Origin of the sequence: Flavobacterium sp., from assembly GCF_040379285.1 — a bacterium.
Lineage (GTDB): Bacteria > Bacteroidota > Bacteroidia > Flavobacteriales > Flavobacteriaceae > Flavobacterium.
Map to the genome: position 1 here is coordinate 1 of NZ_JBEILJ010000017.1, position 22,443 is coordinate 22,443.

Consider the following 22,443-nt stretch of genomic DNA (forward strand, 5'->3'; position numbering starts at 1 on the left):
GAAAATCCAGTAGAGATTTTGATGAATAATAACCCTAAGAAGGCTTTAGAGCTATAGGGTTTCTACCGTCCTCGGATGAGGCGCCTCTATATGTAAAAATCCCAAACCCAAAAGGTTTGGGATTTTTTTTGGTGTTGATTCTTTGGGGAAAGCAACTTACAGGCAACGGCAATTTATCGCAGAGAATTTCTTTTCTTTGCAGCTACGTGAGCGATAGGAGCAAGTATCCTGCCGGACAAAAGGAAGGCTGATACTGCGGATAGCGCGACCCCGCCCCGTGGATTGATAAGAAAAAAATAGTCAATGGCGGGGACACGCCCAAACCAACAGAATGATGCAAAAAAGCAAGTCAGCAGCCATCGGATTCATTTTTATCACGATGCTTATCGATATTACGGGGTGGGGAATAATTATTCCGGTGATCCCGAAACTCATTCAAGAATTGATTCATGGCGATGTGAGTGAAGCTTCTAAAATTGGGGGTTGGCTAACGTTTGCCTATGCCATTACCCAGTTTGTGTGCGCGCCATTGGTAGGAAATTTAAGCGACAAATTTGGACGACGCCCGATTATTTTGCTCTCGCTTTTGGCGTTTTCGATGGATTACCTGTTGTTGGCTTTTGCGCCTACGATTACGTGGTTGTTTATTGGGCGCATCATTGCGGGTTTAACGGGTGCGAGTATTACCACGGCCTCGGCCTATATTGCCGATGTGAGTACGCCTGAGAATCGCGCGAAAAATTTTGGTATGATTGGGGCGGCTTTTGGATTGGGCTTTATCATCGGTCCCGTATTGGGCGGTTTGTTGGGTCAATATGGTGCGCGGGTGCCGTTTTATGCCGCAGCGGTGTTGTGTTTGTTGAACTTTTTATACGGCTTCTTTATATTGCCCGAATCGCTAGCGCCAGAGAACCGACGAAATTTTAGTTTGAAACGCGCGAATCCGATTGGCGCTTTTCTGAATTTACGCAAGTATCCCGTATTGATTCCGTTGGTGGTTTCCATTTTTCTATTGTATGTTGCCTCCCATGCGGTGCACAGCAATTGGAGCTTTTTTACCATGTATAAGTTTGGGTGGCAAGAGCGGATGATTGGAATTTCGTTGGGGGTTATCGGACTCTTAGTGGGTTTGGTGCAAGGCGGATTGATTCGCTGGATTAACCCTAAGCTTGGCAATGAGAAAAGTATTTATGTAGGCAACGCGTTGTATACGATTGGGATGTTTTTGTTTGCTTTTGCCACGGAAGGCTGGATGCTATTTGTCTTTTTGATTCCCTATTGTTTGGGCGGAATTTCAGGTCCGGCGATGCAGTCGGTGATTTCGGGAAAAGTACCTGCCAATGAACAAGGGGAAATTCAAGGCACCCTTTCGAGTTTGATGAGCGCTTCGGCTATTGTAGGGCCGCCGTTAATGACGTCTTTATTTTACTTTTTTACCCACGACCAAGCCCCGTTTCAATTTGCGGGAGCTCCTTTTGTGTTAGGAGGCGTTTTGATGTTGGTGAGTACCATTATCTCGTTTATGACTTTACGCAAAAAGGCTTAACGTAAGAACAATTGCTTCAGGTTGTAATCGATGAGGGCTTGACCTTCCAGCAATACATCGGCACCAATAATGCCATCAACGGGTTTGACCTTATAGTGTTGCAGGGCGGTGTTTACATGTGTTAAGTCCAAAACAATGAGCGGAAAATAACGGTTTTTCCATCGGCCAAGTTGCAGCACGTTGCGCACTGATTGTTCGGTATGAAGCCCTGTTGCTCCAGCCCCTGCGGCTTTGGTTGAGGAGTGTTGGGTTTGTATATGAAATTTTTCGACGCCTTCAAAACCCAGGCAACTGTTGCTGGCGCCGGTATCTAAAATGAACCGTCCACGAACGCCATTGATTTTTGCATGGAGGACCAAATGTTGCGTTTTGGTGACGCGAAAGGGAATGGATTTGTAGCCATGTTGGTGTAAAATGTCGGGAATTTGATTCATAGGTCAAAGGTAGGAATATCTCGGAATACTCGCTTAGGATTCGCTTTCCTTTGTACCTTTGCCGCAAAATTTTGGCCATGCTATTCACTGATACCCATACCCATTTGTATTCGGAAGAATTTGGAAACGACCGAGACGCCATGATGCATCGTGCCTTGGAGTCGGGAGTGCGTCGTTTGTTTGTGCCCTCTATCGATGCTTCCTATACCCAAAAAATGTGGGATTTACAGGCGCAATACCCCGACCATGTTTTTTTGATGATGGGCTTGCACCCTTGTTATGTTAAACCGGAAACGTATGAGCGGGAATTGGCGTGGGTGTTGCAACAGCTTGAAACCCAAAAGTACTGTGCGGTGGGGGAAATCGGTATTGACTTGTATTGGGATAAAACGACCTTGGCCATTCAACAGGAGGCTTTTCGGCAGCAAATTCGATGGGCGAAAGCGATGAAATTGCCCATAAACATTCATTGTCGCGAGGCTTTTGAGGAAGTGTTTGCGGTGTTAGAAAGCGAACGGTCTCCAGAATTATTTGGAATTTTTCATTGTTTCACAGGCGATTTTGAACAGGCCCAACGCGCGATTGGGTTGGGCATGAAGTTGGGCATTGGTGGTGTGGTGACGTTTAAAAATGGCAAGATCGATCAGTTTTTGAATCAAATAGACCTCGAACATCTTGTATTGGAAACCGATGCCCCGTATTTGGCTCCTGTGCCGTATCGAGGCAAACGGAATGAGAGTAGTTATACCGTGTTGGTGGCTCAAAAATTAGCCGAGATTTATGGCGTTACCCTAACAGAAATCGCAGAAATAACGACCAAAAACGCACAAAACGTGTTCGGAATATAACACTCATTTGACCGAAAAGTCATTATTTTTTTGTTCTTTTGTTATCCTAATCAAACAAAAACCCATGCAAAAGTTCGATGCCATTCGTCCGTTTTACGATGCGGAAGTCAATGCGGCGCTTCAGGCGGTGGCCAACCATCCGATGATGAAAGCGTTGATGAATTTTGCCTATCCGCACGTGGATGAAGAGGTTTGGAAAGCCCAATTGATGCGCACCCATTCCATTCGTGATTTCCAAATCAATTTTGCCTATCAAGCGGTTCAAAAAGTGTTGGAGAAAAGTTCAGACGGCTTGTCAACTTCTGGGTTTGAAGCATTGGAGCCCAATACTTCGTATTTGTTTATTTCCAATCACCGTGATATTATTTTGGACACCTCTATTTTAAACGTGTGCCTTTTTGATCACGGGTTGGTGATGACGGCATCCGCCATTGGGGATAATTTGGTCAAGAAAGATTTTTTAAAAACTTTGTCCAAGTTAAACCGAAATTTTATGGTACAACGTGGATTACCACCAAGAGAGTTGTTGGAAAGTTCCAAACTGATGTCCGAGTACATTGCACAATTGTTACTCCGCGAAAATCGTTCGGTGTGGATAGCCCAACGCGAAGGTCGCACCAAAGATGGCAATGATGCTACCCACAGTGGCGTATTGAAGATGTTGGCGATGGGGTCGGATGAGAAGAATGTCTTGGATTATTTTAAAAAGATAAAGATTGTTCCCGTTTCCATTTCTTACGAATACGATCCTACCGATGCGTTGAAGATGCCTCAATTGATGGCGGAAGCGCGTGAAGAGATTTATATCAAAGAAAAAAATGAAGATTTTATCACGTTATTGAGTGGCATCATTGGTCAAAAGAAGCGTATTCATTTGCATGTGGGAAAAATTTTAGACACCGAATTGGTTCAGATTCAAGCGGAAAACGACAATACCAACAAACAAATTCAAGCCTTGGCGCAAGTGATTGACGATTCCATTTTACAATCGTATAAGCTGTGGCCAACGAATTATATTGCTTACGATTTATTGCACCACACCAATACTTATGCCGCTGAGTATACCGAAGCTGAGAAATCGCTTTTTGAACGGCGTTTGGAAATGCGTATTGATGGCAACAATGAAGTAATGCGTGAAGGATTTTTGGCAATGTATGCCAATCCGGTAATCAATCAATTGAAATACCGTCATGCAAGTCAAGCCTAATATACTATTGGTCTACACGGGGGGCACCATTGGAATGATGAAAGATTTCAAAACCGGTGCCCTCAAAGCCTTCAATTTTGCCAAGTTGCTGCAAAAAATCCCCGAGATCAAGCAATTGGATTGCCATATCGATACGGTTTCATTTTCTCGTCCGATAGACTCCTCCAATATGAACCCCCAACGTTGGGAAGAAATTGCAACGCTTATTGAATCCCATTACGATGCTTACGATGGATTTGTCGTTTTACACGGCTCTGATACCATGTCGTATTCGGCTTCGGCCTTGAGTTTTATGCTCGAAAATTTAGCTAAGCCCGTGGTATTTACAGGGTCGCAGTTACCGATTGGCGACTTGCGTACCGATGCAAAGGAAAATTTAATTACTGCCATACAAATTGCTTCGTTACAGCAAAAGGGGAAGCCCGTAATTCAGGAGGTTTGTTTGTATTTTGAATACAAGTTATACCGTGGAAATCGCACGACCAAAATCAATGCCGAACATTTTAATGCTTTTACATCGCCCAATTATCCAGCTCTAGCGGAATCGGGAGTGCATTTGAATGTGAATACTGCTGCATTGTTACCGCCCAACAATAAAGGATTGGCTGTTCATAAAATGATGGATGTTCATGTAGTGGTTTTAAAAATGTTTCCAGGCATTACTGCGGAGGTTTTAGAAGCTGTTGTGGCCATCCCCAACTTGCATGGGCTGATTCTAGAAACCTACGGATCGGGGAATGCTCCTACTGAGGAGTGGTTTATTTCCATTTTAGAGAAAGCGATTCAACAAGGACTCCCGATTGTGAATGTGACGCAATGTTCGGGGGGAAGTGTAAACATGGGACAGTATGAAACAAGTACGCAGTTGAAGCAAATTGGGGTCATTTCAGGAAAAGATATAACCACCGAGGCAGCCGTTACTAAACTTATGTATTTACTAGGACAACAGGTAGCTCTCAAGGTCTTTAAGACCATATTTGAAACCCCTTTGCGGGGCGAAATGATTTCGTAAAACATTTTGATTATTGCGAAAAATACATCAAATTTGCAATCCAAATTAGAGAGGTGTCCGAGTGGTTGAAGGAGCAAGCCTGGAAAGTTTGTATGTGGGTAACTGCATCGAGGGTTCGAATCCCTTCCTCTCTGCAAGACATGGGCAGGCCGGTGGCCTGCCCTTTTTGTATCCAAAAAACCCCAAAAGCTCTGCTTTTGAAGGGTTTTTTGGATACAAAAAGGGGCACAGTGCGTAGCGCTGCCCTTGGGTTGTGCCGGAATCCACATTGGGGATCACGTGAGTAATCCCGTTTTTGAAGGGTTTTTGGATACAAAAAGGGCATAGTGCGTAGCGCTGCCCTTGGGTTGTTGAGTGGAAGGGATTCAATCTGTAAATTTAGTCTAAGTAGATTGGGTTTTTAATTGTATGCATTTCAATTTACATTAGTATAAAGTTATTTCACATCGTTTAATTACACACAATCCATCGTGGGCTTGCTAATTTTTTGTGTAGTTTTGTACATACTAATGGCAACGCCTTGAAAAAGTTTTGGACGTATTTATGTTGGGGGATTTTCGGATTCCTATTGCCCTTTTCGCTAGAAGCGCAAGAGGAGCAACCGCTTGAACCTGAAATCAAGGTGGTAGATTCGTTGTATCGCGAAGATCAGTTTTATTTTACCTTTACCTACAACACCGCTGGAAATTTGGACGGACTTTCCCAAAAAAAATTCTCCCCAGGAATCGGAATTGGGTTTTTACGGGATATGCCTATCAATAAAGCGCGAACCTATGCCGTTGCTTTGGGCTTAGGGTATAGCTTGGCCGTGTATAATCACAATTTGTACCAGTATCCAAACCCCACGGCAAATGGAACGGCCTATACTTATGAGCTGATTTCTGGGGATACTTTTTTTCAACGCAATCGCCTTACACAACATTTTATTGAAGTGCCTTTGGAATTTCGTTGGCGGGCTTCAACGTTGAGTAGTCACAAGTTTTGGCGTATTTATACCGGCTTTAAAGTGAGTTACCTCCTCGCCGACACGTATCGTTTTCAAAACGACTTACAATCGGTTACCTTTCGCAATAATCCAGACTTAAACAAACTTTTGTACGGCTGTTACTTAACTGCAGGGTGGAATACTTGGAATTTATACATTTACTATGGCCTAAATGCCTTGTATAAAAATGCGGAAGTCAATGGTGCGCCTATGAATTTGCGAAATTTGAATATCGGACTACAATTTTACATCCTATAACCACGCATACCAAAACACCACTTGTGGGATAATTCCACTGGCATATCCGACCATTAGCTCCAAACTGGTATGCGCTTTCATATACAAACGTGAGGATGCAATCAGTCCCGTGAGTAAAAATAGACTCGCAATCGTATACATGATATTGATTTGAAAATGGACACTGAGTCCGATCACAAAAAAAGTCAGCGCACTAATCGCGACCATGTGTATGCTTGCCTTGAATCGAATGTACAACAAGATAAATATAATAAAAGTACTTACAAATCCGCCCAAAAAGAAAAAGTAAAGTTCGGGGAAGCGCTCTATCGTAATGCTTTTGTGGATCAAAATATAGGTCAAAACCATTTGCATTACCAAAGGGATTTTTCGTTGCTGTACCTCCGACATCATAATAGAATCTACTTTCCCAAAGGTGCGCAATAGATAAAAGAACGATAGCGGTAAGAAAAAGGTAATAATGACTACCTGAAACAACAATAAAAAGTACTGCTCTTGCGAATAAAAACGTTCGCTAAAAGCAATATAAACTAGGCATCCCAAAAGCGGAATGAAAATGGGGTGGAAGAGGTAGGAAAAAAAAGGGAGAATTTTTTTCACAAGTTGTTTTTCATTAGGTAGTTACCCTAAATTTTTTTTCGCATACGGGCCACAGGAATATCCAATTGTTCCCGGTATTTGGCAATGGTACGACGGGCAATAGGGTAGCCTTTTTCTTTTAATATTTCAGCCAATTGATCATCGGGTAAGGGTTTGCTTTTGTCCTCATCTTCGATGACGGTTTTCAGAATTTTTTTGATTTCCAAAGTAGAAACATCTTCTCCTTGGTCGTTTTTCATGGCCTCTGAAAAGAATTCTTTGATCAATTTGGTTCCGTACGGTGTTTCTACATATTTGCTGTTGGCCACACGCGAAACGGTAGAAATATCCAAGCCCACCATATCGGCAATATCTTTCAAAATCATGGGTTTGATTTTCAATTCATCGCCTTCCAAAAAGTAATCGTATTGAAAATGCATGATCGCATTCATCGTAACAAATAAGGTTTCTTGCCGCTGTTTTATGGCATCAATAAACCATTTGGCCGAATCCAATTTTTGTTTGATGAACTGCACGGCGTCTTTTTGTGCCGCGGATTTATCTCGGGAATCCTTGTATGTTTGCAACATTTCTTGATAGTCGCGGGAAACATGAAGCGTGGGGGCATTTCGACCGTTTAAGGTCAATTCGAGTTCACCATCGACCACGCGAATCATAAAGTCGGGCACAATATTTTCAGTAACTCGGCTACCTGAAAAGCTTCCTCCTGGTTTGGGATTTAATTTCTCAATTTCGGAAATGACTTTTTTTAACTGATCCTGACTGATACTGTATTTTGTGAGTAACTTTTCGTAATGTTTTTTGGTGAATGCGTCAAACTGCTCGTCGATGATGCGTGTGGCCAAAGCAATTGATTCCGTAGGGGTTTTATGTTTCAACTGCAATAACAAACATTCTTGTAAATCACGCGCACCTACACCTGAGGGTTCCAACTCGTGAATGATAGATTTAAGGATTCGCTCTACTGTTTTTTCATCGGTGTAAATCCCTTGCGTAAAAGCCATATCGTCGACCATATCCTGAATACTTCGGCGAAGGTACCCATCGTCGTCAATCGAACCCACCACAAACTCGGCTACCTCCATTTCGGTATCATTTAAAATAAAGGTTTGCAATTGATTCAGTAAATCTTGGTGAAAACTAACCGCAGCCGCCAAGGGAGATTCGCGATCGTCATCGTCGTCACTGTAGTTATTGGCAGCCAATTTATAGTCGGGAATTTCATCGTCACTAAGGTATTCATCGATATTTATATCGTCGGCTTCAATCGACTCATTTCCGTCGTATTCATCGTAATCGTCTTGCGAATCAAACTCCTCTTTTTCATACAATTCCTCCTGATCCGTGCTCCCTTCTAGGGCCGGATTTTCTACTAACTCTTCTTTTAAACGTTGTTCAAAAGCTTGGGTCGGCAACTGAATCAGTTTCATCAACTGAATCTGCTGCGGGGACAGTTTTTGTGAGAGTTTAAATTGAAGGTTTTGTTTTAACATCTAATTTAGTTTTTGCCACAAAGTCACGAAGACAATAAGGTATTTTAATTTACAAATCGCTTAATTCCTTGTTTGATAATCGGCACATTAAAATTAATCAAAAAACCAATTTTTTTATTGGTTAATTTCAAATGACTGATGATTTGCGCATCCCAAACTGGGTTTGCAATTTCAACCGCTTTAACTTCAATTATAATCGAATCATTCACTAATAAATCTAAGCGTAAGCTTTCCGTAAATTCAATTCCTTTGTAATTGATAGAAACTTTTGTTTGTCTTTTTACATCATAACCACAGTTTTTCAATTCAAATTGAAGACATATTTCATATACTTTTTCTAATAGTCCTGGACCTAATTGTTTATGGATTTGATAGGCACAGTGAACTACATCTTTTGCGATTTTTTCTAAATCTTCCATGGCTAGTATTCATTTTCAAGGCGTTATACATTTTTCTGAATTTTTGTTGGTGTCTTTATGTCTTAGTGGCCAATATACTTCTGGCTTACGACTTAAAACTCGGCGTTTTGTGGAGTTCTTGGGAATGGAATCACGTCGCGGATGTTTGTCATCCCCGTTACAAACAAGACCAAACGCTCAAAGCCTAAGCCGAAGCCCGAGTGGATAGCGGTTCCGAATCGGCGGGTATCCAAATACCACCACAATTCTTCTTCGGGAATGCCCAACGCGTTCATTTTTTCTACCAAGACATCCAATCGTTCTTCCCGCTGTGATCCACCTACGATTTCACCAATACCTGGGAATAAAATGTCCATGGCACGCACCGTTTGTCCGTCTTCATTCAAACGCATGTAGAACGCTTTTATTTTGGCGGGATAATCAAACAAAATCACTGGCGATTTGAAGTGTTTTTCTACCAAAAAACGTTCGTGTTCACTTTGCAAATCGGATCCCCATTCTTCAATGATATATTGAAACTTCTTGTTTTTGTTGGGTTTCGAATTTTTCAAAATATCTATCGCCTCGGTATACGAAATTCGAATGAAATTATTTTCCAATACAAAGTTCAATTTCTCCAACAAAGCCATTTCACTGCGTTCTGCTTGGGGTTTGTTTTTCTCTTCATCGATCAAACGTTGCTCCAAGAATTTCAAGTCATCCGCACAGTTTTCCATCGTATATTTAATCACATAACGAATGAAATCTTCGGCCAAATCCATATTGTCGTTCAAATCGTTGAAGGCAACTTCGGGTTCGATCATCCAAAATTCTGCCAAGTGACGTGAGGTATTTGAATTCTCCGCACGGAACGTCGGACCAAAGGTATAGACCTGACCCAAAGCCATCGCATAGGTTTCCGCTTCTAATTGACCCGAAACGGTAAGGTTGGTTTCACGACCAAAGAAATCTTCTTTAAAATTCACTTTACCGTCTTCTGTTCGTGGTGTGCCATCAAAGGGTAAAGCCGATACTCGGAACATTTCACCCGCACCTTCGGCATCACTTCCCGTAATTATGGGAGCATTGAAGTAGAAAAATCCTTTTTCATTGAAATATTTGTGTACCGCATACGCCAATACCGAGCGCACACGCATTACGGCACTAAAGGTGTTGGTGCGTACGCGTAAGTGGGCATTTTCACGTAAAAACTCAAGGGAATGTTTTTTAGGTTGTATCGGATATTTCTCCGCATCCGAATCGCCTAAAACTTCCAATTTAGTAACTTGGATTTCGTATTTCTGTCCCGAGCCTTGGCTTTCTACTAATATACCTTGGATGTCCAAAGCTGCTGAGGTAGTAATGCGTTTCAAAGTAGCTTCAGGCGTATTTTCAAAATCAACCACACATTGAATATTGTGTATCGTCGAACCGTCGTTCAAAGCAATGAATTGTTTGTTGCGAAAGGTTCTCACCCAACCACGAGTGGCCACTTCTATGCCGCCTTTTTCACTTTCTAATAAGGCCTTAATCTTTGAATATTTCATGATTATTTCTTGATTTTCGAGTAGGACAAATATACTTTAATTCTTTTTTTCTTCGAGGGCATCCAATTCTTCATCGGTATGTTCCAAAATGTCAATGGTCGGTTCGATAAACTCTTGCTCGTTGGCCAAGGTTTTGTTCAACGATAACACCAAAGAGGGCAGCAGCACCAAATTGGACAACATTCCAAAACAAAGTGTAATGGCAACCAATCCACCGAGGGCTACGGTGCCTCCGAAACCTGAGAGCATGAAAACCGAAAACCCAAAAAACAGGACAATCGAGGTGTAAAACATACTGATTCCAGCATCATCAAAAGTTGCAAATACTGATTTTTTAATTTTCCAATCGTTACGTGACAGTTCCAATCGGTATTGTGCCAAAAAGCGTAAGGTGTCATCAACCGACATTCCGAAGGCTATACCAAACACCAACAACGTAGAAGGCTTCAACGGAATGCCCAAAAAGCCCATTAACCCTGCCGTCATCAATAAAGGAAGAAGATTCGGAATGATGGCTACCAACACCATTTTGAACGAACGGAACATTATCGCCACCAATCCTCCGGTGAGGAAAAAGGCAAATAATAAAGATGATAAAAGGTTGTCCAAAAGGTAGTTAGTTCCTTTTTGAAAGACTGAGGCGCGTCCTGTAATCACCACATTATAGCGCTCTTTGGGGAAAAGTTTGTCGGTTTTTTGACGAATCTGCTGTTCGATTCCAGGCATTTTTTCACCCGTTTCGTCCTTGATAAAGGTGGTTATGCGCGCAATCGATTTGTCGTCACTCAAGTAACTTTTAAAGAGATTTTCATTTTTCCCTTTGGCGGTATTTTTGATATAAGTGGCTATGAAAGGCTCCTCCTGTGCGGTGGGCAACTGAAAATAATCAGGATTTCCGTTGTAATAGGCTTGCTTAGCATATTTGGCTACACTGACAATTGAAAGCGGTTTGGACAAATCAGGGATGTCGGTGAGCGTTTTTTCCAACTCTTCCAAACGACGGAGATTGGAAGAACGCAAGGCACCGTTTTTCCGTTTGGTGTCTATCATAATTTCCAGCGGCATCACCCCGTCAAATTCTTTTTCAAAAAAACGAATATCCTCAAAGAAGGCTGTTTTCTTGGGCATGTCTTCGATGATACTTCCCGAAATTTTGATTTCATAAATCCCGATAATGCCAAAAATCAAAAGGATAATAGAAACCATGTAAACACTCAGTCGGTTGTACTTGACGGTATTGACGATCCACACAAAAAAACCGGTGAGGTATTCGCGTTCTAAGTGCCCCAAATGCCTCGGAATAGGCGCTGGGATGTAACTAAAGAAAATAGGAATCAGCAACAAACTCAGCACATACACCGCAATAATGTTGATCGTTGTAAGCACACCAAACTCTTGTAAGAGCACATTGTTGGTGGCAATAAACGTGGCAAAACCGACCGCCGTCGTAATATTGGTCATCAAAGTGGCGGTTCCCGTTTTGGTGATTACCCGTTGCAATGCCTTGGCTTTGTTGGCGTGTTTGTAATATTCTTGATGGTATTTGTTGATGAAAAAAATACAATTGGGAATCCCAATCACAATCATCAAGGTAGGTACCAGCGCTGTGAGCACCGTGATTTCGTACCCCATTGCCCCCATAATCCCAAAGGACCACATAACCCCAATAATCACTATGATCATAGAGATTAACGTTGCCCGAAATGAACGGAAGAAGAAGAAGAAAATCAATGACGTAATCAACAATGCCGCTCCAATGAACAGTCCAATTTCGTCGGTGATGGTTTTCGAATTGTACGAGCGAATGTAAGGCATTCCCGATACCCGAAGATCGACACCCGTGGCTTGTTCAAACTGATTAATTTTATCCGAAAAACGGCCGAGGATATAGTCTTTACGCGCTTTGGTGTTGACCAATTCCTTTTTCATATACACCACCGATCGCAGTGTACTTTTGTCTTTGCTGTACAATAATCCTTCGTAAAAAGGCAAACGCTGCGTCAATTCGGCACGGGCTTGTTTCAAGTACGCTTCGTCTTTTAGCTGGGCTTTATTCACAAAAGGGGCCAACTCAAATTGGGCCAAGGAATCATTTTTGCGAAGGACTTTAAGGTTCTCCAACGAAAGTACAAGTCCGATTTCGGGGTCTTTCGCCAAATTCGCCATCAAAGTCGTATAGGCTTCAAAAACCTTGGGCGTAAACAATTTAGGGTCTTTTGAACCGATGACAATTACATTTCCTTCTTCACCAAAAACCTTGAGAAATTGGTTATAGTCCAAATTAACCTGGTCGGTTGCTGGAATCAAGTTGGCCTCGGTATTGGAAAATCGAATGTATTTCCACTGCATAGCCAATCCGACCGTCAATAAGACAATCCCAAAAATAAATCCCAAACGGTTTCTCAGGATGATGCGAGCAATTATTTCCCAAAATCCAATGCCGAGTAATTTTTTCATAGCCGCAAAAAAGGTGTGCAAAGGTAGTGAAAAGCGTTGAAAACAAACGGAGAAGGACAGAATCTTTTCCTGTAAAAAAAGCGGTTCCTTTTTTTATTTTTTGAAAAAGAATCGCAACCTTAAGGAAAACAAACTTCAAGAAATTAACCTACTTTTGTTATCCAAGTGACACAACAAGTTTGCCCTTATGAAAAATCTTAAAAACGCATTGTTTTATTTAGGTGTAACAGGTGGATTTACCGCTCTAATGTTTTGGATTATTACCCAAGGGAAACAATTGGAAATTGGCCGAAGAATCATTTCCAATGCCTCTCAAGACACTTTTTTCAATCAGTTTTTGGATGCGATTATTCACAATCTAAAACACCCTCTGGCAATTTTATTGTTGCAAATCATCACCATCGTCATTGTCGCCCGTTTTTTTGGTTGGATTTTCCGAAAAATTGGACAGCCTACGGTAATTGGGGAAATCATCGCAGGAATTTTTCTTGGGCCCTCCGTTGTGGGGATGTATTTGCCCGAGTATTCAGCAATGCTCTTTCCTGTGGAATCTCTGGGAAATCTTCAGTTTTTGAGTCAAATTGGCTTGATCCTTTTCATGTTTGTTATCGGGATGGAACTCGATTTGAAAGTGTTGAAAAATAAGGCCAACGACGCCGTGGTGATTAGTCACGCCAGTATTGTGTTTCCGTTTGCGTTGGGGATCGGACTTTCCTATTTCATTTACCACCGGTTTGCGCCAGCGGGGGTGGAGTTTTTGGCGTTCAGTTTGTTTATGGGAATTGCCATGAGCATTACTGCTTTTCCGGTTTTAGCCCGTATCGTACAAGAACGCGGCATTCACAAAACCCGCCTCGGAACCATTGTGATTACTTGTGCTGCTGCCGATGATATCACGGCTTGGTGTTTGTTAGCCGCCGTAATTGCTATTGTCAAAGCGGGAACTTTTATGAGTTCGTTGTACGTGATTGGATGTGCCACACTCTATGTATTGATGATGCTATTTGTGGTGAAACCCTTTTTGAAAAAAGTCGGCGATTTGTATGCCAACCGCAATGAATTAAGCAAGCCAATTGTGGCAATTTTTCTGCTTACCCTCATCATTTCATCGTATTTGACCGAGGTGATTGGAATTCATGCGCTTTTTGGAGCTTTTATGACAGGAGCTATCATGCCCGATAGTACCAAATTTCGAAATATTTTTATTGAAAAAGTGGAGGATGTGGCTTTGATTTTACTCCTACCGCTCTTCTTTGTTTTTACGGGGTTACGAACGCAGATCGGACTCATAAGCGATCCGGAGTTGTTGAAAATAACGGGCTATATCATCTTGGTGGCCGTAGCCGGTAAGTTCGTCGGATCAGCTTTGGCGGCGCGATTTGTGGGCCAAAATTGGCGCGATAGTCTTACCATTGGTGCCCTGATGAACACGCGCGGGTTGATGGAATTGGTGGTGCTAAATATCGGTTTTGACTTGGGGGTTTTGTCGCCCGAAATCTTTACCATGATGGTGATTATGGCGTTGGTAACTACTTTTATGACAGGACCGGCCATCGATATTATCAATTTTATTTTTAAACGAAAAGCGGCTATTCTCCCTCAAGAAATTGTTTCCGAAGGGAAATTTAAAATCCTAATTTCTTTTGGGAATAATGAAAAAGGGAAATCCCTACTTCGTCTCGCGCACAGTTTTGTGAAAAAGCAAAATGACCATTCGCAAGTCACCGCCCTCCATTTATCCCTAAGTGATGAAATTCACTCCTATAACCTTGAAGAATACGAGCAAGAAACTTTCGCCCCCATTTTGGCCGAATCCAAAGCATTGAATCAAGAAGTTACACCCGTGCTCAAATCGACGGTGGACATCGAAACCGATATTGCCGAAATTGCCAACGAAGGGAATTTTGATTTGGTATTAATCGGACTTGGGAAATCCATTTTTGAAGGTTCATTGTTAGGGAAAGTGCTGGGATTTACCACTCGAATCATCAATCCCGATCGCTTGCTGGATAAGTTTACGGGAAAAGAAGGGTTGTTTGAAAATTCACCCTTTGATGACCGAACGCTTTTTATCATTTCCAAAAGTAAAAAGCCGTTAGGAATCTTGGTGGATAAAGACCTTTCAAACGTCGATGATGTATTTGTTCCCATTGTAACTCCCGAAGACGTTTTTCTTTTGGATTATACCCAAAAACTAATTTATAACAGCCAAGCCACAGTTACCTTTTTGGATGTCAACAATCATGTGAAGTCCAATTTTGTTTTAGAAAAAGCTATTGCAGCGCTGCAACAATCCTACGGTGCTGACAAAGTTACGGTCATCCGTGAAGACGAGATGAAAGCAGGATTAATGGCCAAACAAGATTTGATGATGGTGAGTTTGGAAAGTTGGAAACAGCTCGTCGATGCCCAGTCTTTGTGGTTGAGTACCGTGCCTTCGGTTTTGATTTTAAAACCCTAAATCGAGGTTGTAACTCACTTTCAACGAAAGGTTGTCTTCAAATTTAGCTAAACCATACGGGCCATACCGGGTAAAAAAGGTAATTCCAAAGCCTTTAAAGAGTTGGTTCACTTCGACACCACTTTCAAAATAACCTTCCTCCAACGTTTTGTAGGTAAATCCTAAATGGCGTTCTCGATTTTCCATGGTACCAAAAGCCATGCGGGTGACCACCGAAATTTCGGGTTTGATACGGTACGCAATTTTTACTTTGTTAAACGTGTGACGGGCTTGAAAACTAATGTATCGACTGGAGAAAAATTCATTGAAAAACATGGTTTCAAAACTGTTTTTCCCCGCAATAGTAATTCGTTTTAACAATGCATCGCGGTTGAGGTTATTGGGGGCAATACTGTACAAATGGGTTAGCGGCGCTTCGCCAAATACCAAACCACTCTGTATGATAAATCCGGTTTCTTGTCCAGATAAATACTTGATTTCGTGATTGATGCGAAAATCTATTTTTGAAAACTGAAAATCAGCACCCAACAATTGATCGAAGGCTTGGGTCAATTGCAGGGTAAATTTGGGATACCTTTTGTTGATTTCCAAACGCCCGGTTGACGTTTGCATATACGAGCTAAACGGATTCCATTGCACTGCCATTTGCAAGGTTGTTAAGGTGTACTCACTCAACAATCGATCGCCTTGTTGGTATTGGTATTCAAAACGGGGAGCGATAGCACTGCGGCTGATTCCGGCATAAAGATCGGTTTTTGGAATGTATTTGCTTTCCCAGTAGGCTGATGCAGTTTTGTGATTGTAAAAGGTGGAAATATTGATGGGACGCGGGTCGTAAATACGAAAACGTCGGCTTTCGGTGACAAATTGAATTTGACCGATTTCAGCCACATCATCGGTATACGATAGGGAGGCCCAGCTGTTGGTCTCGGCGTCCAATAACAGCGAAGGTGCGATATGGTATTTGAAAGCATCGTCTTTTAAACCGTGGGCGACATACGCTCCAATTTTATATTTTTCAGAAAAACGGGTGTTGGTAGTTCCCCCAAAACCAAGTCGGAAGCCTTCATAATTGTTGTATTTTAAAACACTACGAAGGTCCATATCAAATTTTCCCAAAGGCAAATATCCGTTAAAAATTTTACGCCCAAGAAAAATTTTATGCTCAATTTTTTCGGCGGCAGCCAAACTGTCAATATTGATATAGGTGGGCATTTTTCGTCGGTCAAGGGTGTCCCGTTGCATGATTCGCCAGTAGCCATCGGGTTTGCTCATGCTGGATTCGGGGACATCAATTCGAATCGCGGGTTGACGCGTTACCACATTTTGATTGATTTTTACATCAAACGGTTTGGATTCCAATTTCAAGTACATCCGATCGGAGGCATTTTGTTCCAATCCTTCAATGCTGGAATTGAACATGATCGTACCGCCAAACAATTTTAAATTCTCGGAGTTATTTCCCTTAACCACCAGCAATTTTCGTTTTTCTGGAAACCAAATGTTATGTTTTGGGAGCCAGTTGAAGGTATAGGTAGCATTGATATTGACCATGCCATACACCCGAAAAAAGGCTTTAGCAATCGCAAAATTTTCGGCGTCGATATACAACAATCCGCGTAACTTATTGGAATTTAATTTTTTGGGTTGAAAATAAATGCGGTAAACCGTTCGGCCTTGAATCGTGAGGGTGTCAACCATTTTAAAAACAAACATTTTACGCCCATAGGAAGATATCGGATTCTGAACGGTAACCTCCAAAATGTCCAAATACCGATCGTACAACGAATACGAAATCAAGTTCAACCCCAAGTACTCGTACAGCGGTTTTTTGAAGCCTGCCATACGCGAGGCAAGCACGGTTTCTTTTGTGCCGTAATTGTTGAACTGAATTAAATTAACTTTTTCGGTTTGGTACAAATGCTGTTTTTCGACCAATTTTTTGAACTTGTAGTTGGAAGAGTCCAAAACCATTTTGGGTTTACCAAACCAGCGGGGTTTGTAAATAGTATCAATTTTGGTAGAAATAGAATCGGGATTAGCCGTCACCAAAAGGGTTTCATAGTTTTTGTATTCGTAGGTTTGAAGAACCTTTTCCGGCTGATTTTTTGCGCGGTTTTCGATGACTTTTTTTAGGATGGCATTGGTTTCGTTGTCGGTATAAATTTCAGCCGATTTTTGCGATTGGTCGGAAATCATTTTAATCAAAATAAAGGGAGCACCCACGCTGAGGTAATGATTTTTGTCGTGGTAGCCTTTATAACTTACCTGAATCGGCTTGGTTTCTTCGTCAATGACCAATGAAAAACGACCTTCCCAATTGGTGTACACCGTTTGGTTTTGGTAGGATACCATCGCAAAAGCAATCGGGATGGTCGTATCGTAATCGATGACTTGTCCCTGCATTGTTTTTTGCGCACTCAGGATTTGGGTTAGCCAAAGCAACCCGAAAATCCAACTGTTTTTCATGGACGTTTGTTTAGTTTGATGGGTACAAAAGTAGGAATAAAAAAATCCGTTAACAGTAAGGATAACGGATTTTATAGTACGAACGTATCGGTTCGTTATACTTTCATAATTTCAGCTTCTTTCACCGCGAGATGTTCTTCAATTTTTTTGATAAAATTGTCGGTTAATTTTTGCACATCATCTTCTGCTTTTTTACACAAATCTTCCGAAACGCCGTCCTTTTCCAATTTCTTGATTTCAGTATTGGCATCTTTTCGGTGATTGCGAATCCCGATTTTTGCTTCTTCCGCTTCGTGTTTGGCTTGTTTTACCAAATCACGACGACGTTCTTCCGTAAGTGGTGGCACACTGATGATGATTACATCTCCATTGTTCATCGGATTAAAACCAAGGTTGGCACTCATGATGGCTTTTTCAATGGGCGTCAACATACTTTTTTCGTAAGGTTGAATCGTCAAGGTGCGCGCATCGGGTACATTGACATTGGAAACTTGGGAAAGCGGTGTCATCGACCCGTAATAATCCACAAATACACTACCCAACATTTGTGGGGAGGCCTTGCCGGCACGGATGTTTAAAAACGATTTTTCAAGGTGTGCTACCGAAGCATTCATCGCATCTTTTGCTTCTTCCAAAATCAATTCAATATCTTCCATAATTCAATATTAACAAAGTTAGATAGTTACAACAGTTCCTATGGTTTCGCCTTGGCAAATCTTCAATAAGTTGCCCGCTTTGTTCATGTCAAAAACTACAATCGGTAATTGGTTTTCTTGACTTAACGTAAAAGCCGTGGTATCCATTACATTGAGGCCTTTTTGAAGCACTTCTTCGAAGGAAATAAAATCAAATTTTACGGCATTTTTATCTTTTTCGGGATCGGCGGTGTATACGCCATCGACTCTAGTTCCTTTGAGAATGACATCTGCACCTACCTCCACACCGCGAAGAACGGCTGCCGTATCGGTGGTGAAATAGGGGTTTCCAGTACCCGCACCAAAAATCACAATGCGCCCTTTTTCTAAGTGACGCACAGCTCGACGTTTGATATAAGGTTCGGCAATCGATTCAATTTTCAAGGCCGTTTGCAAACGGGTTTGCATGCCTTTATCTTCCAAAGCGCCTTGCAATGCCATTCCGTTAATTACCGTAGCCAACATGCCCATATAATCGCCTTGTACACGGTCCATACCGTTGCTAGCCCCTGCCACTCCTCTGAAAATATTACCGCCACCAATCACAATAGCAATCTGTACGCCTTGGTCATGGACTTGTTTAATTTCGTCGGCATATTCGGCCAAACGTTTCGGGTCAATGCCGTATTGACGGTCACCCATCAACGCCTCACCGCTTAATTTCAAGAGAATTCGGTTATATTTCATAGGAAGGTTTTGCTTTTTTCTTTTTTGCAATGCAAATATAGCGATATTCTAATGTTGTAAAAGTGCCCTGAAAAAAATTATCCCAAGACCTCCTGATATCGTTTTTGGGCTTCATCGTACCCAATTTGGAAAATTTCCTCCATTTTATGTTTATTGGTTTCAAAGGTGCTATAATTGCACAGCGCTTCCGGTTCGATAATCAAATCGCAATTGCTAAATTTTTGCAAATGGGTGTGCGCATAGAGCAAATCAAAGGCCCTGCTGGTAACCGCTTTAATCGATCGCAATTGGTCGGCTTGAATTTTTTCAATCGGACTCACATAAATGCCAATAATATAATCACAAGCGTCGGCAATCAAGTCGGCAGGAAAATGATTTAAAATGCCGCCATCACTGTAAATATTTCCTTCAATAACATGCGGTGAAATAACCCCTGGAAATGCCGATGAGGCCAAAATAGCATCGCTGATGGGGACATCTGCCTCAAAAACGCATAGCTTTCCTTGCACCATATCGGTAGCGGTAATATACATTGGCAATGGGAAATCGCCAATGGTTGCTTTCCCAAATATTTGATCAAAATATTTTTTGAACGAATCTGAGTCGATTAGCCCCGGTTTTTTTATGGTAAAATGAGTCCAATGAAAAAAGTAAATCGATTGAAAAAACTCCAAGATTTCAACGGGACTTTTCCCCCAAGCATACAAGGAACCTACAATCGAACCCGCACTGGTACCTGAAATAATTGCGGGCTTTAGACCCTGTTTTTCCAAAAAATGAAGGGCTCCTGCATGGGCCAAACCTTTGGTGCCACCACCAGACAAAACATATCCAATACGTTGGGAAGTTAGGGTTTTCATAGGCGTGTAATTTAGGTTATTAACCAAATATACGAAATGCATTACCTTTGCCCAAACAAGTCACTAAACCCATGAATACAATTATTCAAGACAGTTTACAAAATAGTTACTCCTATGCCGCGTATCGCAACTTAATGCAAGCCTATGCTCAAGAAGGGAAAACAACGGGGGAGCAAACGGAAGCCTATGTTCATTACACCCATTTGAACGAAGCGCGTATGCACCGTTTGGATAAAACGATCACTTTAACGCCCGAGGTCAGTCATTTCTTTGACCATTTGCAAAACGAGTTACTCTGGATTGTTTTGGCGGAAACGTGGTGTGGCGATGCGGCTCAAGTACTTCCTGTTTTGGACAAAATGGCGTCTCATACTCCAAAAATTGAGATGCATGTGGTGCTTCGCGATGAACATCCTGCCTTAATGGATTTATTTTTAACCAACGGAACCCGTTCTATTCCCAAATTAATTATTGTAGATAAAGTTTCTGGTGAAGTCATTGGTGATTTTGGACCCCGACCTCAAGGAGCCAAAGAACTGATTGTAGCCTATAAAGCAGCACACGGCGTAGTCGACGATGAAGCCAAAGCAGCACTGCAAAAATGGTATCTGCAAGACAAAGGGGTTAGTATTCAAAACGAGGTGGTAGCTTTATTGCAACCCGTTAAAGTATAAGACAAAGGAGTTCATTCGGACTCCTTTTTTGATAGTAGTACAACAAAGTCCTCGGGGGTGAGAGCTTCTTCAACCGAATAATCGCCAATTTTAGTGCGGCGTAAGACCGTTAAATGCCCACCTGATTGCATTGCTTTTCCGAAATCATAAGCCAAAGAACGAATGTACGTCCCTTTGCTGCAAGTAACCCGAAAATCAATTTCGGGTAAGGTGATTCGGGTTATTTCAAATTCGTATATAGTGGTTTTTCGCGCTTCAATTTCAACTTCTTCACCTGCTCGTGCATGTTCATACAACCGTTTGCCGTCTTTTTTTATCGCCGAAAAAACAGGCGGTTTTTGCATGATTTCGCCTTCAAAGGTTTGAGCTGTTGCTCGAATCAAATCTTCTGTAATATGATCAATGGGAAAAGTAGCATCGATTTCGGTCTCTAAATCATAAGAAGGTGTGGTTGCACCTACCGTAATTGTTCCCGTGTATTCTTTGGTTTGATCTTGAATTTCTGGAATTTTTTTAGTGAATTTCCCGGTACAAATGATGAGCAAACCCGTTGCTAAAGGATCCAATGTTCCCGCATGTCCAATTTTAAAGGTTTTTGAAAATTGATAACGTCGTTTTAAGGCATACTTCAGTTTGTTGACCGCTTGAAAAGAACTCCACGTGAGCGGTTTATCAATCAGTAGTACTTGTCCATCTTTAAATGTTTCAGCCGTCCAACTCATGGTTTTACCAACGTAAAGTATAATAATAATGCGGTTCCAGCGATGATTCGGTAGTAGCCCCAGGGTTTGAAGCCATATTTTTTGATGATGCCGATGAAGAATTTAATCGCAAGAATCGCTACTACAAAAGCAACGGCATTTCCGATTAAAAACAATTTGAGATGTTCGCTATTTTGCGTCAGCAATTCATAGCCTTTCAGCCCCGTATTCTCGTAAGTTTTTAAAAAAATCGAATAGGTTGTCACGGCTAGCATCGTTGGAACAGCCAAGAAAAAAGAAAACTCAGCCGCCGCCGCTCTTGTGAGTCCTTGTTGCATTCCGCCAATGATAGAAGCGGCCGACCGACTCGTGCCTGGCATCATCGCCAAACACTGCCAGAGGCCAATAAAAAATCCTTTTTTATAAGTGATTTCTTCCTCAGAAGTAACCGTTGGATTTTGAAAACGGGTGTCTACAAAAAGCAAAACAATTCCACCAACAATCAAAACAATAGCAATGGGAATAGGATCGCCCAATACCGCTTCAATTTTATCGTCAAATAATTTTCCCAACACCAAGGCTGGAATTACAGCGACAGCCAATTTGAGGTAAAAACCGATTCTTTTGAAATCAAAAAACTTCCGCCAATACAACACAACTACGGCCAAGATGGCGCCAAATTGAATGGCTACTTGAAAGAGTTTTACAAAATCATCGTTTTGAATGCCAAAAAAAGCACTCGTAAAAATCATGTGGGCCGTAGAAGAAACCGGTAAATATTCGGTCAATCCTTCTACAATAGCAATGAGAAGCGCTTGAAGTAAGTCCATGGTGTATTGTTAAGTCTCCCCTAAGAAGTTTATTCGAATTTTCCTTTACGAAAAATGGAATAAATCACAATTCCAAAACCGGCGAGCACTATCGTTGGGGCCAAACGAATACGGCGAAAACTCATAATATCGGCATTCCATTCGGCAGGATTGTCGTTGCTGCTGCCCGACATAAGGATAAATCCCAACGCGATAACAGCTAAACCGATGATTAAAAAGGTGTAGTTTTCTTTTTTAAAAAGGAAATCCGGTTTGTTTTCAGGTGCACTCATAAGGCCGTA

The 22,443-nt window shown here is 41.7% G+C and carries 19 protein-coding genes, 1 tRNA gene and 1 pseudogene; 8 read left to right on the forward strand and 13 right to left on the reverse strand.

Features of this window, described 5'->3' with window-relative positions; translation table 11 throughout:
* Window positions 1-325: 325 nt before the first annotated feature.
* Window positions 326-1,546 (forward strand): annotated as a pseudogene (locus ABWO12_RS05385) (TCR/Tet family MFS transporter); the annotation flags it as partial.
* Here the strand turns inward: ABWO12_RS05385 and ABWO12_RS05390 are convergent.
* Window positions 1,543-1,980, reverse strand: coding sequence for a retropepsin-like aspartic protease (locus ABWO12_RS05390; protein WP_353087752.1), 438 nt, complete (start codon window positions 1,978-1,980; stop codon window positions 1,543-1,545). The pseudogene ABWO12_RS05385 and the gene ABWO12_RS05390 sit on opposite strands and share 4 nt — an antisense overlap.
* 77 nt (window positions 1,981-2,057) lie before the next feature.
* On the opposite strand from ABWO12_RS05390, the gene ABWO12_RS05395 reads away from it, so the two are divergent.
* The 5 genes from ABWO12_RS05395 (at window position 2,058) to ABWO12_RS05415 (ending at window position 6,290) form a co-directional block, all read left to right on the forward strand.
* Window positions 2,058-2,828, forward strand: a complete 771-nt coding sequence (locus tag ABWO12_RS05395) for a TatD family hydrolase (protein ID WP_353087753.1) — start codon at window positions 2,058-2,060, stop codon at window positions 2,826-2,828.
* 64 nt (window positions 2,829-2,892) lie between these two features.
* Window positions 2,893-4,035: a 1-acyl-sn-glycerol-3-phosphate acyltransferase gene (locus ABWO12_RS05400; protein WP_353087754.1), complete on the forward strand. Its 1,143-nt coding sequence runs from the start codon at window positions 2,893-2,895 to the stop codon at window positions 4,033-4,035.
* Window positions 4,019-5,047, forward strand: coding sequence for an asparaginase (locus ABWO12_RS05405; RefSeq protein ID WP_353087755.1), 1,029 nt, complete (start codon window positions 4,019-4,021; stop codon window positions 5,045-5,047). Before ABWO12_RS05400 ends, ABWO12_RS05405 begins: the two co-directional genes overlap by 17 nt.
* Before the next feature lie 47 nt (window positions 5,048-5,094).
* Window positions 5,095-5,181 (forward strand) — tRNA-Ser (locus tag ABWO12_RS05410).
* 386 nt (window positions 5,182-5,567) lie between these two features.
* Window positions 5,568-6,290 (forward strand): outer membrane beta-barrel protein, encoded by a 723-nt coding sequence (locus tag ABWO12_RS05415; RefSeq protein ID WP_353087756.1) that lies wholly within the window; start codon window positions 5,568-5,570, stop codon window positions 6,288-6,290.
* Here ABWO12_RS05415 and ABWO12_RS05420 read toward each other — a convergent pair.
* The 5 genes from ABWO12_RS05420 to ABWO12_RS05440 all read right to left on the reverse strand — a co-directional run bounded on the left by ABWO12_RS05420 (window position 6,285) and on the right by ABWO12_RS05440 (window position 12,785).
* The gene (locus ABWO12_RS05420) at window positions 6,285-6,890 is read right to left on the reverse strand and encodes a threonine/serine exporter family protein (protein WP_353087757.1); all 606 of its coding nucleotides are present in this window, start codon (window positions 6,888-6,890) and stop codon (window positions 6,285-6,287) included. The genes ABWO12_RS05415 and ABWO12_RS05420 overlap by 6 nt on opposite strands.
* A gap of 26 nt (window positions 6,891-6,916) precedes the next feature.
* Window positions 6,917-8,383 (reverse strand): RNA polymerase factor sigma-54, encoded by a 1,467-nt coding sequence (gene rpoN / locus ABWO12_RS05425; protein WP_353087758.1) that lies wholly within the window; start codon window positions 8,381-8,383, stop codon window positions 6,917-6,919.
* 44 nt (window positions 8,384-8,427) lie between these two features.
* On the reverse strand, window positions 8,428-8,802 hold the full coding sequence (locus ABWO12_RS05430) for a GxxExxY protein (protein WP_353087759.1): 375 nt from the start codon (window positions 8,800-8,802) through the stop codon (window positions 8,428-8,430).
* A 92-nt stretch (window positions 8,803-8,894) separates the two neighbouring features.
* On the reverse strand, window positions 8,895-10,328 hold the full coding sequence (gene asnS / locus ABWO12_RS05435) for an asparagine--tRNA ligase (RefSeq protein WP_353087760.1): 1,434 nt from the start codon (window positions 10,326-10,328) through the stop codon (window positions 8,895-8,897).
* A 36-nt stretch (window positions 10,329-10,364) separates the two neighbouring features.
* Entirely contained in the window at window positions 10,365-12,785 is a 2,421-nt protein-coding gene (locus ABWO12_RS05440) for an efflux RND transporter permease subunit (protein WP_353087761.1), read from the reverse strand.
* 187 nt (window positions 12,786-12,972) lie between these two features.
* Between ABWO12_RS05440 and ABWO12_RS05445 the strand changes: the two genes are divergently transcribed.
* A complete protein-coding gene (locus tag ABWO12_RS05445; protein WP_353087762.1) occupies window positions 12,973-15,246 on the forward strand; it encodes a cation:proton antiporter domain-containing protein in 2,274 nt (757 codons plus the stop codon).
* Here the strand turns inward: ABWO12_RS05445 and ABWO12_RS05450 are convergent.
* From ABWO12_RS05450 to ABWO12_RS05465, 4 genes are all read right to left on the reverse strand, one after another.
* A complete protein-coding gene (locus ABWO12_RS05450) occupies window positions 15,235-17,715 on the reverse strand; it encodes a DUF5686 family protein (RefSeq protein ID WP_353087763.1) in 2,481 nt (826 codons plus the stop codon). The genes ABWO12_RS05445 and ABWO12_RS05450 overlap by 12 nt on opposite strands.
* Window positions 17,716-17,810: 95 nt before the next feature.
* Entirely contained in the window at window positions 17,811-18,374 is a 564-nt protein-coding gene (frr, locus tag ABWO12_RS05455) for a ribosome recycling factor (protein ID WP_353087790.1), read from the reverse strand.
* 15 nt (window positions 18,375-18,389) lie between these two features.
* Entirely contained in the window at window positions 18,390-19,097 is a 708-nt protein-coding gene (pyrH, locus tag ABWO12_RS05460) for a UMP kinase (protein ID WP_073360840.1), read from the reverse strand.
* A 77-nt stretch (window positions 19,098-19,174) separates the two neighbouring features.
* Entirely contained in the window at window positions 19,175-19,957 is a 783-nt protein-coding gene (locus ABWO12_RS05465) for a patatin-like phospholipase family protein (RefSeq protein ID WP_353087764.1), read from the reverse strand.
* A 71-nt stretch (window positions 19,958-20,028) separates the two neighbouring features.
* Between ABWO12_RS05465 and ABWO12_RS05470 the strand changes: the two genes are divergently transcribed.
* On the forward strand, window positions 20,029-20,631 hold the full coding sequence (locus tag ABWO12_RS05470) for a thioredoxin family protein (protein ID WP_353087765.1): 603 nt from the start codon (window positions 20,029-20,031) through the stop codon (window positions 20,629-20,631).
* An 11-nt stretch (window positions 20,632-20,642) separates the two neighbouring features.
* Here ABWO12_RS05470 and truB read toward each other — a convergent pair whose 3' ends face one another.
* The 3 genes from truB to ABWO12_RS05485 are packed head-to-tail and all read right to left on the reverse strand — an operon-like array spanning window position 20,643 to window position 22,434.
* The gene (gene truB, locus ABWO12_RS05475) at window positions 20,643-21,353 is read right to left on the reverse strand and encodes a tRNA pseudouridine(55) synthase TruB (RefSeq protein WP_353087766.1); all 711 of its coding nucleotides are present in this window, start codon (window positions 21,351-21,353) and stop codon (window positions 20,643-20,645) included.
* Window positions 21,350-22,162, reverse strand: coding sequence for an undecaprenyl-diphosphate phosphatase (locus ABWO12_RS05480; protein WP_353087767.1), 813 nt, complete (start codon window positions 22,160-22,162; stop codon window positions 21,350-21,352). Before ABWO12_RS05480 ends, truB begins: the two co-directional genes overlap by 4 nt.
* A 29-nt stretch (window positions 22,163-22,191) precedes the next feature.
* On the reverse strand, window positions 22,192-22,434 hold the full coding sequence (locus tag ABWO12_RS05485; protein ID WP_353087768.1) for a DUF3098 domain-containing protein: 243 nt from the start codon (window positions 22,432-22,434) through the stop codon (window positions 22,192-22,194).
* Between the last annotated feature and the right edge of the window lie 9 nt (window positions 22,435-22,443).

Coding starts and splice junctions, on each gene's coding strand:
- ABWO12_RS05480 (WP_353087767.1), bottom strand. CDS start 22,162: ATGGACTTACTTCAAGCGCTTCTCATTGCTATTGTAGAAGGATTGACC.
- ABWO12_RS05465 (WP_353087764.1), bottom strand. CDS start 19,957: ATGAAAACCCTAACTTCCCAACGTATTGGATATGTTTTGTCTGGTGGT.
- ABWO12_RS05430 (WP_353087759.1), bottom strand. CDS start 8,802: ATGGAAGATTTAGAAAAAATCGCAAAAGATGTAGTTCACTGTGCCTAT.
- ABWO12_RS05485 (WP_353087768.1), bottom strand. CDS start 22,434: ATGAGTGCACCTGAAAACAAACCGGATTTCCTTTTTAAAAAAGAAAAC.
- ABWO12_RS05440 (WP_353087761.1), bottom strand. CDS start 12,785: ATGAAAAAATTACTCGGCATTGGATTTTGGGAAATAATTGCTCGCATC.
- pyrH (WP_073360840.1), bottom strand. CDS start 19,097: ATGAAATATAACCGAATTCTCTTGAAATTAAGCGGTGAGGCGTTGATG.
- ABWO12_RS05450 (WP_353087763.1), bottom strand. CDS start 17,715: ATGAAAAACAGTTGGATTTTCGGGTTGCTTTGGCTAACCCAAATCCTG.
- ABWO12_RS05390 (WP_353087752.1), bottom strand. CDS start 1,980: ATGAATCAAATTCCCGACATTTTACACCAACATGGCTACAAATCCATT.
- ABWO12_RS05445 (WP_353087762.1), top strand. CDS start 12,973: ATGAAAAATCTTAAAAACGCATTGTTTTATTTAGGTGTAACAGGTGGA.
- ABWO12_RS05395 (WP_353087753.1), top strand. CDS start 2,058: ATGCTATTCACTGATACCCATACCCATTTGTATTCGGAAGAATTTGGA.
- ABWO12_RS05405 (WP_353087755.1), top strand. CDS start 4,019: ATGCAAGTCAAGCCTAATATACTATTGGTCTACACGGGGGGCACCATT.
- truB (WP_353087766.1), bottom strand. CDS start 21,353: ATGAGTTGGACGGCTGAAACATTTAAAGATGGACAAGTACTACTGATT.
- ABWO12_RS05470 (WP_353087765.1), top strand. CDS start 20,029: ATGAATACAATTATTCAAGACAGTTTACAAAATAGTTACTCCTATGCC.
- ABWO12_RS05400 (WP_353087754.1), top strand. CDS start 2,893: ATGCAAAAGTTCGATGCCATTCGTCCGTTTTACGATGCGGAAGTCAAT.
- asnS (WP_353087760.1), bottom strand. CDS start 10,328: ATGAAATATTCAAAGATTAAGGCCTTATTAGAAAGTGAAAAAGGCGGC.
- rpoN (WP_353087758.1), bottom strand. CDS start 8,383: ATGTTAAAACAAAACCTTCAATTTAAACTCTCACAAAAACTGTCCCCG.